The sequence below is a fragment of the Ralstonia sp. A12 genome (assembly GCF_000801955.1).
In the GTDB taxonomy this organism is placed as follows: domain Bacteria; phylum Pseudomonadota; class Gammaproteobacteria; order Burkholderiales; family Burkholderiaceae; genus Ralstonia.
This window is the reverse complement of the sequence record NZ_JSZO01000007.1, coordinates 111,859-125,132: the sequence shown is the minus strand read 5'-3', so window position 1 is coordinate 125,132 and position 13,274 is coordinate 111,859. Positions and strand designations below refer to the sequence as shown.

Annotated in this window: 13 protein-coding genes; 7 read left to right on the top strand and 6 right to left on the bottom strand. The window is 65.0% G+C overall.

Features of this window, described 5'->3' with window-relative positions:
• The first annotated feature begins 10 nt into the window (after nt 1-10).
• Nucleotides 11-2,269, top strand: a complete 2,259-nt coding sequence (locus PI87_RS10700) for an AsmA family protein (RefSeq protein WP_039597688.1) — start codon at nt 11-13, stop codon at nt 2,267-2,269.
• Nucleotide 2,270: 1 nt separating this feature from the next.
• Here PI87_RS10700 and PI87_RS10695 read toward each other — a convergent pair whose 3' ends face one another.
• Genes PI87_RS10695 through PI87_RS10685 form a run of 3 tightly spaced genes read right to left on the bottom strand, consistent with a single transcriptional unit; the run spans nt 2,271 to nt 5,657 of the window.
• Nucleotides 2,271-3,539, bottom strand: a complete 1,269-nt coding sequence (locus PI87_RS10695; RefSeq protein WP_039597687.1) for a cytochrome c — start codon at nt 3,537-3,539, stop codon at nt 2,271-2,273.
• A 1-nt stretch (nt 3,540) separates the two neighbouring features.
• Nucleotides 3,541-5,151 carry a GMC family oxidoreductase gene (locus PI87_RS10690; protein ID WP_039597686.1) on the bottom strand — a complete coding sequence of 537 codons (1,611 nt, stop codon included), beginning with the start codon at nt 5,149-5,151 and terminating at the stop codon, nt 3,541-3,543.
• On the bottom strand, nt 5,151-5,657 hold the full coding sequence (locus PI87_RS10685) for a sugar dehydrogenase complex small subunit (RefSeq protein ID WP_039597685.1): 507 nt from the start codon (nt 5,655-5,657) through the stop codon (nt 5,151-5,153). Before PI87_RS10685 ends, PI87_RS10690 begins: the two co-directional genes overlap by 1 nt.
• A 217-nt stretch (nt 5,658-5,874) precedes the next feature.
• Between PI87_RS10685 and pdxH the strand changes: the two genes are divergently transcribed.
• The 3 genes from pdxH (at nt 5,875) to PI87_RS10670 (ending at nt 9,026) form a co-directional block, all read left to right on the top strand.
• Nucleotides 5,875-6,513 (top strand): pyridoxamine 5'-phosphate oxidase, encoded by a 639-nt coding sequence (pdxH, locus tag PI87_RS10680; protein ID WP_039597684.1) that lies wholly within the window; start codon nt 5,875-5,877, stop codon nt 6,511-6,513.
• 202 nt (nt 6,514-6,715) lie between these two features.
• Nucleotides 6,716-7,936: an SAM-dependent methyltransferase gene (locus PI87_RS10675; RefSeq protein ID WP_039597683.1), complete on the top strand. Its 1,221-nt coding sequence runs from the start codon at nt 6,716-6,718 to the stop codon at nt 7,934-7,936.
• Nucleotides 7,937-7,940: 4 nt separating this feature from the next.
• Nucleotides 7,941-9,026 (top strand): DUF72 domain-containing protein, encoded by a 1,086-nt coding sequence (locus PI87_RS10670; protein WP_039597682.1) that lies wholly within the window; start codon nt 7,941-7,943, stop codon nt 9,024-9,026.
• Between the two features lie 17 nt (nt 9,027-9,043).
• Here PI87_RS10670 and msrA read toward each other — a convergent pair whose 3' ends face one another.
• Nucleotides 9,044-9,607, bottom strand: a complete 564-nt coding sequence (msrA, locus tag PI87_RS10665) for a peptide-methionine (S)-S-oxide reductase MsrA (protein WP_039597681.1) — start codon at nt 9,605-9,607, stop codon at nt 9,044-9,046.
• Nucleotides 9,608-9,791: 184 nt separating this feature from the next.
• Between msrA and PI87_RS10660 the strand changes: the two genes are divergently transcribed.
• Nucleotides 9,792-10,358 (top strand): flavin reductase family protein, encoded by a 567-nt coding sequence (locus PI87_RS10660; RefSeq protein ID WP_039597680.1) that lies wholly within the window; start codon nt 9,792-9,794, stop codon nt 10,356-10,358.
• Nucleotides 10,359-10,367: 9 nt separating this feature from the next.
• Here PI87_RS10660 and PI87_RS10655 read toward each other — a convergent pair whose 3' ends face one another.
• Both PI87_RS10655 and PI87_RS10650 read right to left on the bottom strand, forming a co-directional pair.
• Nucleotides 10,368-10,574, bottom strand: a complete 207-nt coding sequence (locus tag PI87_RS10655) for a DUF3079 domain-containing protein (protein ID WP_039597679.1) — start codon at nt 10,572-10,574, stop codon at nt 10,368-10,370.
• Between the two features lie 73 nt (nt 10,575-10,647).
• Nucleotides 10,648-11,172: an Lrp/AsnC family transcriptional regulator gene (locus tag PI87_RS10650; protein ID WP_039597678.1), complete on the bottom strand. Its 525-nt coding sequence runs from the start codon at nt 11,170-11,172 to the stop codon at nt 10,648-10,650.
• Between the two features lie 159 nt (nt 11,173-11,331).
• On the opposite strand from PI87_RS10650, the gene kynB reads away from it, so the two are divergent.
• A complete protein-coding gene (kynB, locus tag PI87_RS10645; protein WP_039597677.1) occupies nt 11,332-11,961 on the top strand; it encodes an arylformamidase in 630 nt (209 codons plus the stop codon).
• A 41-nt stretch (nt 11,962-12,002) separates the two neighbouring features.
• Nucleotides 12,003-13,256, top strand: a complete 1,254-nt coding sequence (gene kynU, locus PI87_RS10640; RefSeq protein WP_039597676.1) for a kynureninase — start codon at nt 12,003-12,005, stop codon at nt 13,254-13,256.
• Nucleotides 13,257-13,274 lie beyond the last annotated feature (18 nt).

The following is a 13,274-nucleotide window of genomic DNA, read 5'->3' as shown; positions in this document are numbered from 1 at the left end:
AACAAGACCCATGCGAACCTCCGGCAAACTCGCCCTCGGACTCGTCATCTCGCCCGTTGTCATCGTGGCAGCGGCAGTCATTTTTGTGCTGACGTTCGACTGGAACCGCGCCAAGCCGTATCTGAACGACCATGTCTCGCAAGCCATCGGCCGCGCGTTCGCCATTAACGGCGACCTGATGCTGACCTGGAAGAAGCCCGAAGGCGAAACCGGTTGGCGTGCCTATGTGCCCTGGCCGCGGCTGATTGCCAACGACATCACGGTCGGCAACCCGGACTGGACCAAGCAGCCGCACGTGGCGACGATCCACCAGCTCACGTTCGTGCTGGAAGCACTGCCGCTGCTGGCACACCGCATCGTCATCCCGAGCGTGACACTCGATACGCCGGCCATTGCGCTGGAGCGCGACAAGCAGAACCGCAACAACTGGACGTTTGACCTTGCCGGCAGCAGTGACAACAAACCGTCCGACTGGAAGCTGGAGCTGCGCGAAATCGGCTTCAGCAAGGGCTCGCTGGCGCTGGATGACGACATCAAGCGCATCCACCTGGCGGCCACCGTCGACACGGTCGACAACCAGGCGCTGTACACCGCCGCCAACGGCGTCGCGCTCAAGAGCAGCGAGCAGCCGGCGATGGTGCCGACGGCTTCTGGCGCAGCTGCCTCTGGTGCGGCAGCCAATGCGTCCGTCACGCCCGATCCCCAACAGCCGTACGGCATCGCCTGGACGGTCAAGGGCACGTACAACAACGCCGCCATCAACGGCAGCGGCAAGGCTGGCGGCGTGCTGCGCCTGCAGGATGCCAAGCGCCCCTACCCGCTGCAGGCCGACGTGACAGTCGGCAAGACGCGTATCGCCTTGGCCGGCTCGCTCACCAACCCATCCAGCCTGGCTGCATTGGACCTGCGCCTGCACCTGTCAGGCGCAAGCATGGCGCAGCTGTATCCGCTGACGGGCGTGGTGCTGCCCGACACGCCGCCGTTCGACACACGCGGCCGCTTGATCGGCGAGTTGCGCAAGCAAGGTTCAAGCTGGCGCTACGAAAAATTCACCGGCCGCGTGGGCGGCTCGGACCTGGGCGGCACACTCACCTTCACCATGCGCGAGCCGCGCCCGCAACTGACCGGCGAGCTGGTCTCGCATCAACTGCTGTTTGCCGACTTGGCCCCGATCATCGGTGCCGACTCCAACGCCAGCAAGGCCAAACGCGCCGACCCCAGCGCTGATCCGGGCGACAGCAAGACCGTGCGCCAGCCCACCGATAAGGTGCTGCCGGTCGAGCCCTTCCGCACCGACCGCTGGAACGCCATCGACGCCGACGTGAAGTTCACCGGCGAGCGCATCGTCCACAGCGCCGATCTGCCGATCGACCACCTGGTCACGCACGTCAAGCTGCAGGATGCGGTGCTCACGCTTGACCCGCTCAACTTCGGCATTGCGGGCGGCACGCTCACCTCCAACATCCAGCTCGATGGTCATGCCATGCCGATGCAGGCGCGCGCGGCACTGGCGGCGCGGCATTTCAAGATCAAGCAGCTGTTCCCGAACATCGATTCCATGCGCGCCAGCGTGGGCGAGATCAACGGCGATGCGCGCCTGTCCGCCACCGGCAACTCGGTTGCCACGTTACTCGGCTCGTCCAACGGCGAGATGAAGGTGCTCGTGGAGCAAGGCACCATCAGCAAGTTCATCCTCGAAGCCATGGGGCTGAACGTCGGCAACGTGATCCTCACCAAGCTCTTTGGCGACAAGCAGGTCACCATCAACTGTGCGGCTGGCGACTTTGCTGTGAGCAACGGCCTGGCGCAAGCGCGCACGTTTGTGGTGGACACGCAGGATGCCGTGATCGACGTGACCGGTGCGACCAGCTTCAAGCAGGAGGCGCTGGACTTCACCATCCATCCGGACTCGAAGGGGTTGCGCGTGTTTTCGCTGCGCACGCCGCTGTACGTGAAGGGCACGTACAAACATCCGGATGTGTCGGTCAACCCGGCGGTGGTGGCGCTGCGCGCGGGCGGTGCGGTAGCGCTGGCGTTTGCCGCGCCAATCGCGGCCGTGCTGCCAGTGCTGGAACTCAAGCCTGCCCCTGAAAGTCCCTGCGGCAAGCTGTTGGCCGACGTGCGCCAGCGCCCCACGGCCCCACCGCCGGGTAAGACTTATCGCAGCAAGAACCCGGGGCGCACGCCCGAGGGCGATCTGAAATCGGCGCAGCCGGCCCCGCGCCCGAGCACGCCGCCCGCGCGTGATCCGATGACGAGCGGCGGCTGATTCAACGCCGCTTCGCGATCCCCTCTGCCGTCATCTGCGGCGTGGCCGGATCACCAAACTGCCGCGTCACGTAGTTCGTCAGCGCGGCGAGTTGCGCGTCCGACAGCTCGCGCCCGAACGCGGGCATGCCGATGTGCCGGTCCCCGGCCTTGCGCTCGATGCCGTGCACGATCACCTGCACGAGGTTGCCCGAATCACGCGCGCCCACCGTGGAGTTGTGCAGCAGCGGCGGGTAATAGCCATCGGGCGTGCCGCGTCCATCGGCCTGGTGACAGGTGGCGCAATTGCCGAGATACAGGCGAGCGGCATCGATGGTGGTTTCGATCGGCTTGCCGCGCAGCACGGTCACGTCGGTGGCAGGCTTGCCCCAATCCTGCCGTGCACGCTCCAGGTTGTTGCTGACAGCGGGCACGGTGCGCAGGTACTCCGCCATGGCCAGGATGTCGCGCTCGGTCATGCGTGAGAAGCTGTGCTGCACCGCCTCGCCCATCGGCCCCGCCGCCTGTGCCAAACCCGGCACGCTACCCGTGCGCAGATACTGCACGAGCTGCTCGGGCTTCCAGGCGCCGATACCGCTGACCGGGTCGGACGTGATATTGAACGCCGTCCAGCCCGCCAGCGTGGAACCCGCCAGATAACCCTTGCCACGCTCGTCCATTGCCTTCTCCTGCATGGCGAAGCCGCGTGGCGTATGGCACGTACCGCAATGCGCCAGCCCTTGCATCAGGTAGGCACCACGATTCCACGTTGGTGTCTTGTCGCCCCTGGGGATGTACGGCTCGCTCTTGAGGAAGACCAGGTTCCACAGCTTGAGCGGCCAGCGCATGTTCAGCGGCCAGCGGATCGTGCTGGGCGGCGGATCGTTCTGCACGGCAGTCACGCCATAGTGGAAATACGCGTAGAGATCGCGCATATCCGCATCGTTGATCTTCGCGTACGACGGATACGGCATGGCCGGATAGAGGTTGTCGCCGTCGTCGTCCACGCCCTTGCGCACCGCGCGTTCGAAGTCCTCGTACGTCCATTTGCCGATGCCGGTTTTCGCATCGGGCGTGATGTTGCTGGTGTAGATCGTGCCCAGCATCGGGATCGGCATGGGCAGGCCGCCGGCAAATGGTTTTCCGCCCGGCGCCGTGTGGCAGGCCGCGCAGTCAGCGGCAATGGCGAGGTATTCACCACGCTTGATCTGCGCGGTGTCGGCAGGCGTGTCTTTTGCCCATGTGCTCGCTGCCAGACAGGACAACAACAAGCAAGAGGCGATGGCTTTCATCTCACGCCTCCTTCTTCAGTTGATCAGCAATGCGCAACGCCAGCGCGGCGATGGTCAACGTCACGTTGACCGTGCCTACCGTGGGCATGGTGGAACTGCTGCTGATGAACAGGTTCGGGTGGTCGAACGTGCGGCAATCCTTGTCGACCACGGCGTCCTTCGGGTCCGCCCCCATGATGGTCGCGCCAGTGATGTGATTGTTGGGCGCGAACGCGTCGTTGAACTGCACGTCAGTGCCGCCCAACACCTTGGCTGCCGTGGCGTAGACCTCGCGCGTGTGCACGGCACTGCGTTTGACGTAGTCGTCGATGCGGTACGTGATCTCGGGGCGCGGAATGCCGATGGCATCCACCTCGGTCGTGCTCGGCACGATGCGGTTCTCGGGCAGCGGCAGGATTTCGTGAAAGCTGTCGAACTCCACGAAGCGCGCGGCCTGGTCGCGGATGCGGGCGTCCAGCTCGGCGGGCTTGATGAGCTTGCCTTCCTTGAAGATGCGCTGCGTCTCCTGCTCGATACGCGAGATGTTCGAGAGGTGCAGTTTCTTGCCCGCCTGCGTAGCGCGGAACGGCCCATCGCGAAAGCCGATCAGCGAGGTCATCTCCTGCGGCCCGCGCCCCGGCCAGAGCTTGCGGTCGGCATAAAAGGTGACGCCGGTGCCGGGGTGGTCCATCAGGTTGCGGCCCACCATGTCTGAACTGTTGCCCACGCCCTTGGGATAGTCCTGGCTGGTGGACATCAACATCAGCTTGGGCGTTTCAATGCCGTTGGCGGCCAGCACGAACCACTTGCCTTCCACGCGGTGCTCGGCGCCCTTCGCATCCTTGTAGCGCGCGGCCACGATGCGCTTGTTGGTGCCCACCTCCAGCTTGAAGACCACCGCGTTTTCAATCAGGCGCGCGCCGGCCTGCTCGGCTTTCTCCACATGGAAGATGCCGTTGTACATCGCCCCGATCGGGCAGATCGGCATGCAGTTGTTGTTGCCGCAGCAGGTCGGGCGGCCATCGTAGGGGCGGCTGTTTCGCGCCACCGGTTCCGTCACCACGTGGAAGTCCGGGTCGTACCCATTGAGCGCTTGCTTGATCGTGCGTTCATTGAATGACAGCGGCAGCGGCGTCATCGGATACGGCTGGCTGCGTGGGGAACCCAGTTCCTCGTCGTTCGGGCCCCATACGCCCAGAGCTTCTTCAGCGCGGCCGTAATAGCGCTCCAGATCGCCGTACTGCAGGGGCCAATCACGCGCGATGCCGTACACGCTGCGCAGCTTGAAATCGTTCGGCATGAAGCGCCAGGTGGATGCCGCCCAGTGCCATGTCGTGCCGCCCACCGCGCGGATGTATTGCGAGTTGAATTTGTGCTCGCCCTTGAGGATCAGGTAGTTGTTCGGCGGGCCGTATTCCGGATGCGGCGCCCACGGCGTCGACGGATACGGCGCCATGAAATCCATCTTGTCGGCCTGGTTGCGGAAACGCTCGACGATCTCCCAGCGCGGCAGGCGCGGGCCGGCTTCGAGCATCAGCACCGACTTGCCCGCGCGCGCCAACTCATATGCCACCAGCGCGCCGGCCACGCCGGAGCCGACCACCACGATATCGGTTTGTTGAGTATCGGCCATCAGCTTTGCCTCTCGACGGGGGGCTCAGCCCAGAAGCCGGGCTGGTTGGGGCAGTACGTGCGGATGACCAGGGTGTCGGACACCACGCTGTACATCAGCGCCTGCTCGTACGTGACGACGTTGCCGTCGACCACGCCCAGATACCACGCCTCCAGAATGCGCAACGCCGTCTTCTGCTGCGCCTCGGAGAGCGTGCCTGCCGCCAGCGATTGGGCCAGTGGCCGCAACTGCGCGACAAAGTCGCTGCCCGGCTTGCCCAGCGCCGCCAGCAACCGCGTGCCGACCGCGCGGTCCAGCGTTGGCCGGGCCGTCAGCGCCTGTGACAACGCCATGAACGCATCGAGCGGCTCGCCAGGGGCCCGCGCCACCGCGCGCAGCACCTGCGAGCCAACCAGCCCCGCAGCCGCCACCGCCACCGCCAGCGTGCCCTGCAGCCACTGGCGACGCGTCAACCCCAAAGGCGCATCTGAATCTGGGGGTTCAGGGGAAGGGGAATGGGTGGCCATTTCGACATCCTCTTGCAACTTTTGCGGGGGGATCAGGCGAGTGCGCTGCTGCGCGGCCCGAATTGCCAATATAGGCGGCGTGCCGCGAACCGCCAGAGCCCCGGCAGAAGCGCGAACCATGCCAGGCTGGCTTGCGTATGCGCAAACGGCGGTCGGCCGTGTTTGTCTATACTCGGCCCGTCACGCCGCATGTCGCCGGCTTACGCCTCTCTGCACCATGACTTCCATCGCCGATATCCGCACCGAATACGCCCGCGCCTCGCTCGACATTGCCGACGTGGATGCCAACCCCCTGCGCCAGTTCCGCCGCTGGTTTGACGAGGCCATCAAGGCCGAGGTGGCCGAGGTCAACGCCATGTCGCTCGCCACTGTCGACCCGCAGGGCCAGCCGTCGGCCCGCATCGTCCTGCTCAAGAACCTGGACGAACGCGGCTTCACGTTCTTCACCAACTACGCCAGCCACAAGGGCGAGGAATTGGCCGCCAACCCGCATGCGGCACTGCTGTTCCACTGGATCGGGCTGGAGCGCCAGGTGCGCATCCAGGGCATCGTCGAAAAGGTGTCGGAAGCCGAGAGCGATGCTTACTATCACTCGCGCCCGCTCGGCTCGCGCCTGGGTGCCTGGGCATCGGAGCAGAGCAGCGAAGTACCCGACCGCGCCACGCTGGAAGCACGCGAGGCCGAATACAGCCAGCGCTTTGGCGACACCCCGCCGCGCCCGCCGCACTGGGGCGGTTATCGCCTGTTGCCCGCGTGCATTGAGTTCTGGCAAGGCCGCCCGTCGCGCCTGCACGATCGCCTGGAATACCGCAAGCAAGCCGACGGCACCTGGAAGATCGCCCGCCTGGCCCCCTGATCGGGTGAGGTCGACTGCGCAATGGTTTATTGCGCATTGCGTCATCCCGGCACGGCGCTTGCTGCAACAGGAGGAAGGCTATCCGCCACGCATAAGACCCGCACAGCACAATGGGAATCTTTGTCGTAAGCTAATGTGATGCGTTCGGGCGGCAATCCGATGACGGCTGCCCCGATCTTGTGCACATCTGGGAGGCGTCGACATGTTTTTCCAACAGGCGATTGACCGTAAGCTCGAGCAGTGGATCAAGGAGATCCGCGACTCTGCCAACCTCCCGGTGCGCCTGCGCCTATGGAACGGCGACCAGTACGAACTCGGCCGCTTCGACCAACCGCGCGTCACGCTCACCGTGCGCGAAGCCAGCGCGCTGCCGCTGCTGCTGTCCCCCACACTCAACAACCTTGGTGAGGCCTACGTCCAGGAGAAGATCGACCTGGAGGGCAAGCTGGCCGACATCATCAACGTCAGCTACGGCCTGGCCGCCGCAGCTGCAGCCAAGAGCGGCAACGCGCTGGCCCGCGTGGTGCGCCACTTCGCCCATACGAAGGAAGGCGACAAGGAATCGATCCAGTACCACTACGACGTCTCCAACGACTTCTACAAGCTGTGGCTGGACCAGAACATGGTCTACTCCTGCGCCTACTTCGAGAACGGCGACGAAACGCTCGACGAAGCGCAGCTCAAGAAGATTGACCACATCCTCACCAAGATCCGCCTGCAGCCCGGGCAGATGTTGCTCGACATCGGCTGCGGCTGGGGTGCGCTGGTGCTGCGTGCGGCGCAGAAATACGGCGCGCGTTGCCTGGGCGTGACGCTGTCGCAAAACCAGTACGACCTCGCGACAGAGCGCGTGCGCGCTGCCGGCCTGCAAGACCAGATCGAAATCCGCATCCAGGACTACCGCGACCTCACCGGCCAGTTCGACCGCATCACCAGCGTCGGCATGTTCGAACACGTCGGGCGCAAGAACCTGCCGGGCTACTTCCACCGCATGCACGACCTGCTGGCCGACGGCGGCGTCGCCATGAACCACGGCATCACCTCGTCTGACCCCGACGGCGGCGAGAGCTCGATGGGCGGCGGCGATTTCATCGACCGCTACGTCTTCCCGCAAGGCGAGCTGCCGCACATCTCGCTGGCGTTGAGCGCCGCGCAGGACGGCGGCCTGGAAGCGCTTGACGTTGAAAGCCTGCGCCGCCACTATGCGCGCACGCTTGAGCACTGGGCCGAGCGCTTCGAGACCAACGGCGACACCATCCGCGCGATGGTGGGCGAGAAGAAGTACCGTATCTGGCGCGTCTACCTGGCCGGCTGCGCACACGCCTTCGACGCCGACGAGATCTCGATCTTCCAGACCGTGCTGCAGAAGGCCGGCAAGTCAGCGACGTCGATCCCGTGGTCGCGCCGCTATATCTACGCGTGACCATTTGACCGCCAGTTCACCTATCGACGATCTGTTCGGCGCGCCGCCCGCACCCAGCGACAACGCGGCCGCCGAATCCGTCAAGCCCGTATCCAAACCCAAGCGTTCCCCCACCCGCCAGGGCGTGCAGCCCGCCACGGTTGCGCCTGAGGTGGCGGCGCTCGCGCGGCGCCTGCCACGCGGACTGCGCATTGGCACGTCGTCGTGGTCGTACCCGGGGTGGAATGGGCTGGTGTATGCAGGCGAGTATTCCGAGTCGATGCTCGCGCGCAAAGGGCTCACGGCCTATGCTCAGCATCCGCTGCTGCGCACGGTCAGCATCGATCGCGGCTTTTACTCGCCGATTCCGCTGGCGGATTACGTGGCCTACGCGGCCAGCGTGCCGGAAGATTTCCGCTTTGCCGTCAAGGCGACGGCCGCCGTATGCGATGCGTGGATTCGCGAATCGGACGGCCGTGGTCGGATGGCCAATCCCGCCTTCCTGAACGCCGAATTTGCGATCCGCGATTTTGTCGATCCGGCCACGCGTGGGCTCGGCATGCGGTGCGGGCCGCTGGTGTTTCAGTTGTCGCCGCTGGGCGCGCTGGCTGAAGATGCCACCGGTTTTGTGGAGCGGCTCGAAACCTTCCTGGCGGCACTGCCGCCACTCGATCCGCAACTCAATCCCGACGCCGTGTATGCGGTGGAATTGCGCGACGCGACGCTACTCACACCACGCTTCATCAAGATGCTGCGGGCGGCCGGCGTGCGTTACTGCGTGGGCCTGCACGAGCGGATGCCGGCGGCTGATCGGCAAGCCGCGGCTGTTGCGCTGCTGGATGAAGGTGCGGGTGGCCCGCTGGTGGTGCGCTGGAACCTGAACAGCCGCTATCGCTATGCGCAAGCCGAAGCGGCTTACAAACCGTTCGACAAGCTGGTCGACGAAGACCCGTTCTCGCGCGAGACGCTGGCCGACATGGCGGTGGCCGCGTTGGCTGCCGGGCGTAAGGTGACGATCCTGGTCAGCAACAAGGCCGAAGGATCGTCCCCGCTGTCGTGCATCAAACTGGCCGAGGCCATCGCCGCACGCCTGCCGGCGGACGCGACGTAGCCCCGGCCCTTTCCTGCTTATTGGCCCTGCAAGCGGTGCGCGAACTGCTTGCGGAACTTCGACACCTTGGGCGAGATGACGAACGCGCAGTAGCCTTGCGCCGGGTGATCGCGGAAGTAGTTCTGGTGCTCGTCTTCCGCACGCCAGAAGGTCACCTTGCCGTCAGCGGCATCCAGCAGTTCGGTCACGATGGGAGCCTCGAAAATATCGCTGGCGCCCAGCGCTGCAATCGCATCACGCGCGATCGCCAACTGCTCGGGCGATTGCGCAAAGATGGCCGAGCGGTACTGCGGCCCAACGTCATTACCCTGGCGGTCCGGCGTGGTCGGGTCGTGGATGGCGAAAAAGATGTCGAGGATCTCGCGATACGGGATCACCGCCGGGTCGAACTCCACAGCCACGACTTCAACGTGGCCCGTATCGCCATTGCACACGGCGCGGTAGCTGGGGTGATCGACATGGCCGCCGGCATAGCCGGACACCACGCTGCGCACGCCCTGCACCTGCTGGAAGACGGCTTCCAGGCACCAGAAGCAGCCTCCACCCAGCACGGCGGTCTCAAAGGTGCGTTGTTCGGTCATTTGGGTTCTCCTGCGAGGTTGATTGGGCTGCCATTGGTCGGACGAAGGCGCTCATCCTGACATGCGGGCACCAAATCACCCAGTAGCCCACCAATGGCCCTATCGACGGGTCGGGCTATCGCGTGTCCGTTACAATTGAGCATTACTTTCGGTAGTTTGCATGGACCACCACGGAGCCATTCCCATGGATGCGCGCGACAGCGAATCTTCCGCGCGCGAGCCTTCGGCGCATGGCAGCGCTGCCCCGCCTGATTTCGATGCGGCCCATTTTCGGCACGCGCTGTCCCAGTTTGCGACTGGCGTGACGGTTGTCACCACGCGCTCGGAAGGCGGCCCGGGTCAGCCGGCGTTTGTCGGCGTGACGGCCAGCTCGTTCAACTCGGTGTCGCTGGACCCGCCGCTGGTGCTGTGGAGCCTGGGCATGCAGGCGAATTCGTTTCCGCTGTTCCACGCCGGCTCGCATTACGTGATCAACATCCTGGCGGCAGAGCAGTTGGAGCTGTGCAAGCGCTTCGCCACCCTCAAGGGCGACCGCTTCGCCAACGTCGACTACACCCTGAGCCCGACCGGCCTGCCGATCCTCGCGCAGTCACTGGCGTGGTTCGAATGCCATAACCGCAGCCGCTACGACGAGGGTGACCATGTCATCTTCGTGGGCGAGGTCGAACGCTGCGGCGTCGTTGCGCCGGACGGTGCGCCACTGGTGTTCCATCGCGGCGAATTCTCGTCGCTCACGCAGATCGGCAAGTAGCTCGTCACATCACGCGGGAGTGGTCGCCTTGCGCGGCGCCTGCGCTTCGATGCCCCAATCCCCGAATGCATACCAGTCGTCGCCGAGCAGTTCGGCGGGGTGCTGCGTGCGGCCCGAGCCGTTACCGCAGCCCAATGCGTCGGTTGAGCAATATTTGTCGCAGCCCCAGCAGATGCGCTCGGGGTGCACAGGATGCAGCGGAAACTTCTTGGCCATGGCCCGCTCCGGTCGACAACACAGGGCCACTATCCGCGCATGCCGGCCGTAGGGGATTGATCCGCGTCAGAAACTAGCCAGCCTTGCCGCGCTTGCCAGCGCCGGCCTCCAGCGGGCGGACGCCACGCGCTTCCATCAGCAGCGCCAGGCCACCGTCGCGATCCTTAATCGTACGCAGGACGATGTTCGAGCGGATGTCCATCACGCCCGGCGTCTTGTACAGCCGCTCGATGATGAACTCCGAGTAGTGCTGCAGGTTGGGCGCCTGCACGCGCAAGATGTAGTTGCAATCCCCCGTGATGATGTAAGCGGCCACGATCTCGGGCCAGCTCTGCACGGCGGCCATGAAGGTCTCGTGCCAGCCGGTCACGTCTTGGCGCATCGACACCTGCACGATGGCCTCCAGCTCCAGCCCCAGCGCCGCACGGCCCAGTTGCGCCCGGTAGCCGGTGATGGCGCCGCCCTCCTCCAGCATGCGCACCCGCCGTAGGCAGGCCGATGGCGACAGCGCCACGCGCTCGGCCAGGTCCTGGTTGCTGATGCGGCCGTCTTCCTGCAAGACCTGGAGAATGCGCAGATCGGTGGTATCGAGTTGCATCTGTCGTGGTTCTTTGCGTGATTTCGTTGATACGTTGAATTTTATGTGAAACCAACGAAATTACACGCACGAATATGCAAACCCATTGCGCGTGGATTTCCCTATCATTCCGGCACGGATTCACGCTTTTTCACCTGCGTTTTCTGCCTGGGAGCCGCCTTGGAACGCACTTTGTGGGACATCAGCCCCGCCCTCTCGACCGCCACGCCCACCTGGCCTGGCGATACGCCGTTTTCGCAGGAAATTGCGTGGAAGCTTGAAGGTGACTGCCCGGTCAATGTCGGGCGCATCACGCTGTCGCCGCACACCGGCGCGCATGCCGATGCGCCGCTGCACTACCACGCGAACGGCGCCGCCATCGGGCAGGTGCCGCTGGATGCTTACCTCGGCCCCTGTCGGGTTATCCACTGCGTGGGCGTAGCGCGTGTAGAACCGGAGCATGTGCGCGATGCGCTGGCCGACGCGCCGCCGCGCGTGCTGCTGCGCACGTATGCGCGGATGCCGCAGACCGAGTGGGACGACCACTTTGCTGCCGTCGCGCCCGAGACCGTCGAATTACTGGCCGCGCACGGCGTCAAGCTGATCGGCGTCGACACCGCCTCGCTCGACCCACAGACCTCCAAGACCATGGACGCGCATCACGCCGTCGGCAAACACGGGCTCGCCATCCTCGAAGGGCTGGTGCTCGACGCGGTGCCTGCCGGGGATTACGAGTTGATCGCCCTCCCGCTCAAGTTCGCCACGCTCGATGCGAGCCCCGTGCGCGCCGTGCTGCGCAGCCTGCCCTGATCCTCAGAACACCCATCGATTTCACCGCCCCCACGCTCACCATGACTTTGACCCGCAACTCCTGTCTCGAACGCGACGCGGCCGACCCGATCGCCCCGCTGCGTGACGCCTTTGCACTGCCCAACGGCGTGATCTACCTAGACGGCAACTCGCTCGGCGCCCGCCCCAAGGCTGCGCTCGCCCGCGCGCAGGAAGTCGTCGCCAATGAATGGGGCGACGGCCTGATCCGCAGTTGGAATTCGGCTGGCTGGTTTGAACTGCCGCGCCGCCTGGGCAACAAGCTCGCCCCGCTGATTGGCGCGCGCGAAGACGAAGTGGTCGTCACCGACACCACGTCGATCAACCTGTTCAAGGTGCTGGCCGCCGCGATTCGCGTGCAGCGCGAAGACGCACCGAACCGCAAGATCATCGTCTCGGAAACGCACAACTTTCCGACCGACCTGTACATCGCGGAAGGCCTGGCCGACTTGCTGCGCGACGGCTACAAGCTGCGCCTGATCAACTCGCCTGACGAACTGGAAGCGGCACTCGGCGACGACGTGGCCGTGACCATGCTCACGCACGTGAACTACAAAAGCGGGCACATGTATGACATGGCCGCCGTCTCGGCGCTGGCACACAAGCACGGCGCACTGGCCATCTGGGATCTGGCGCATTCGGCCGGCGCGGTGCCGGTGGACCTGCACGCAGGCGGCGCGGACTACGCTATCGGCTGCACCTACAAATATCTGAACGGCGGCCCGGGTTCGCCGGCCTTCGTGTGGGTGGCACCTGCGCTGCGCGAGCGCTTCTGGCAACCGCTGTCGGGCTGGTGGGGCCACGCACGACCGTTCGCGATGGAGTCGCGCTACGACGCCGACGCGGGCATCGGCCGCTTCCTTTGCGGCACGCAGCCGATCACGTCGATGGCGATGGTCGAATGCGGGCTCGACATCTTCGCGCAGACCTCGATGGCCGCACTGCGCACCAAGTCCCTGGCGCTCACCGACCTCTTCATCACGCTGGTGGAAACGCGCTGCGCAGGCTTCCCGCTCACGCTGGCCACGCCGCGTGACCATGCCATCCGCGGCAGCCACGTCAGCTACGAACACCCGAACGGCTATGCCGTCGTGCAGGCGTTGATCGCACGTGGCGTGATCGGCGACTACCGCGAGCCGCAGATCATGCGCTTCGGCTTTACACCGCTGTACACGAGCTTTGCCGATGTGTGGGATGCCGTGGAAATCCTGCGCGACGTGCTGGAAACCGGTGCGTGGCAATCGACCCAATTCAACGAACGTACGCTGGTGACCTGAGATGTCGAATCCGATTGA

Coding starts and splice junctions, on each gene's coding strand:
- PI87_RS10700 (WP_039597688.1), top strand. CDS start 11: ATGCGAACCTCCGGCAAACTCGCCCTCGGACTCGTCATCTCGCCCGTT.
- PI87_RS10695 (WP_039597687.1), bottom strand. CDS start 3,539: ATGAAAGCCATCGCCTCTTGCTTGTTGTTGTCCTGTCTGGCAGCGAGC.
- PI87_RS10690 (WP_039597686.1), bottom strand. CDS start 5,151: ATGGCCGATACTCAACAAACCGATATCGTGGTGGTCGGCTCCGGCGTG.
- PI87_RS10685 (WP_039597685.1), bottom strand. CDS start 5,657: ATGGCCACCCATTCCCCTTCCCCTGAACCCCCAGATTCAGATGCGCCT.
- pdxH (WP_039597684.1), top strand. CDS start 5,875: ATGACTTCCATCGCCGATATCCGCACCGAATACGCCCGCGCCTCGCTC.
- PI87_RS10675 (WP_039597683.1), top strand. CDS start 6,716: ATGTTTTTCCAACAGGCGATTGACCGTAAGCTCGAGCAGTGGATCAAG.
- msrA (WP_039597681.1), bottom strand. CDS start 9,607: ATGACCGAACAACGCACCTTTGAGACCGCCGTGCTGGGTGGAGGCTGC.
- PI87_RS10660 (WP_039597680.1), top strand. CDS start 9,792: ATGGATGCGCGCGACAGCGAATCTTCCGCGCGCGAGCCTTCGGCGCAT.
- PI87_RS10655 (WP_039597679.1), bottom strand. CDS start 10,574: ATGGCCAAGAAGTTTCCGCTGCATCCTGTGCACCCCGAGCGCATCTGC.
- PI87_RS10650 (WP_039597678.1), bottom strand. CDS start 11,172: ATGCAACTCGATACCACCGATCTGCGCATTCTCCAGGTCTTGCAGGAA.
- kynU (WP_039597676.1), top strand. CDS start 12,003: ATGACTTTGACCCGCAACTCCTGTCTCGAACGCGACGCGGCCGACCCG.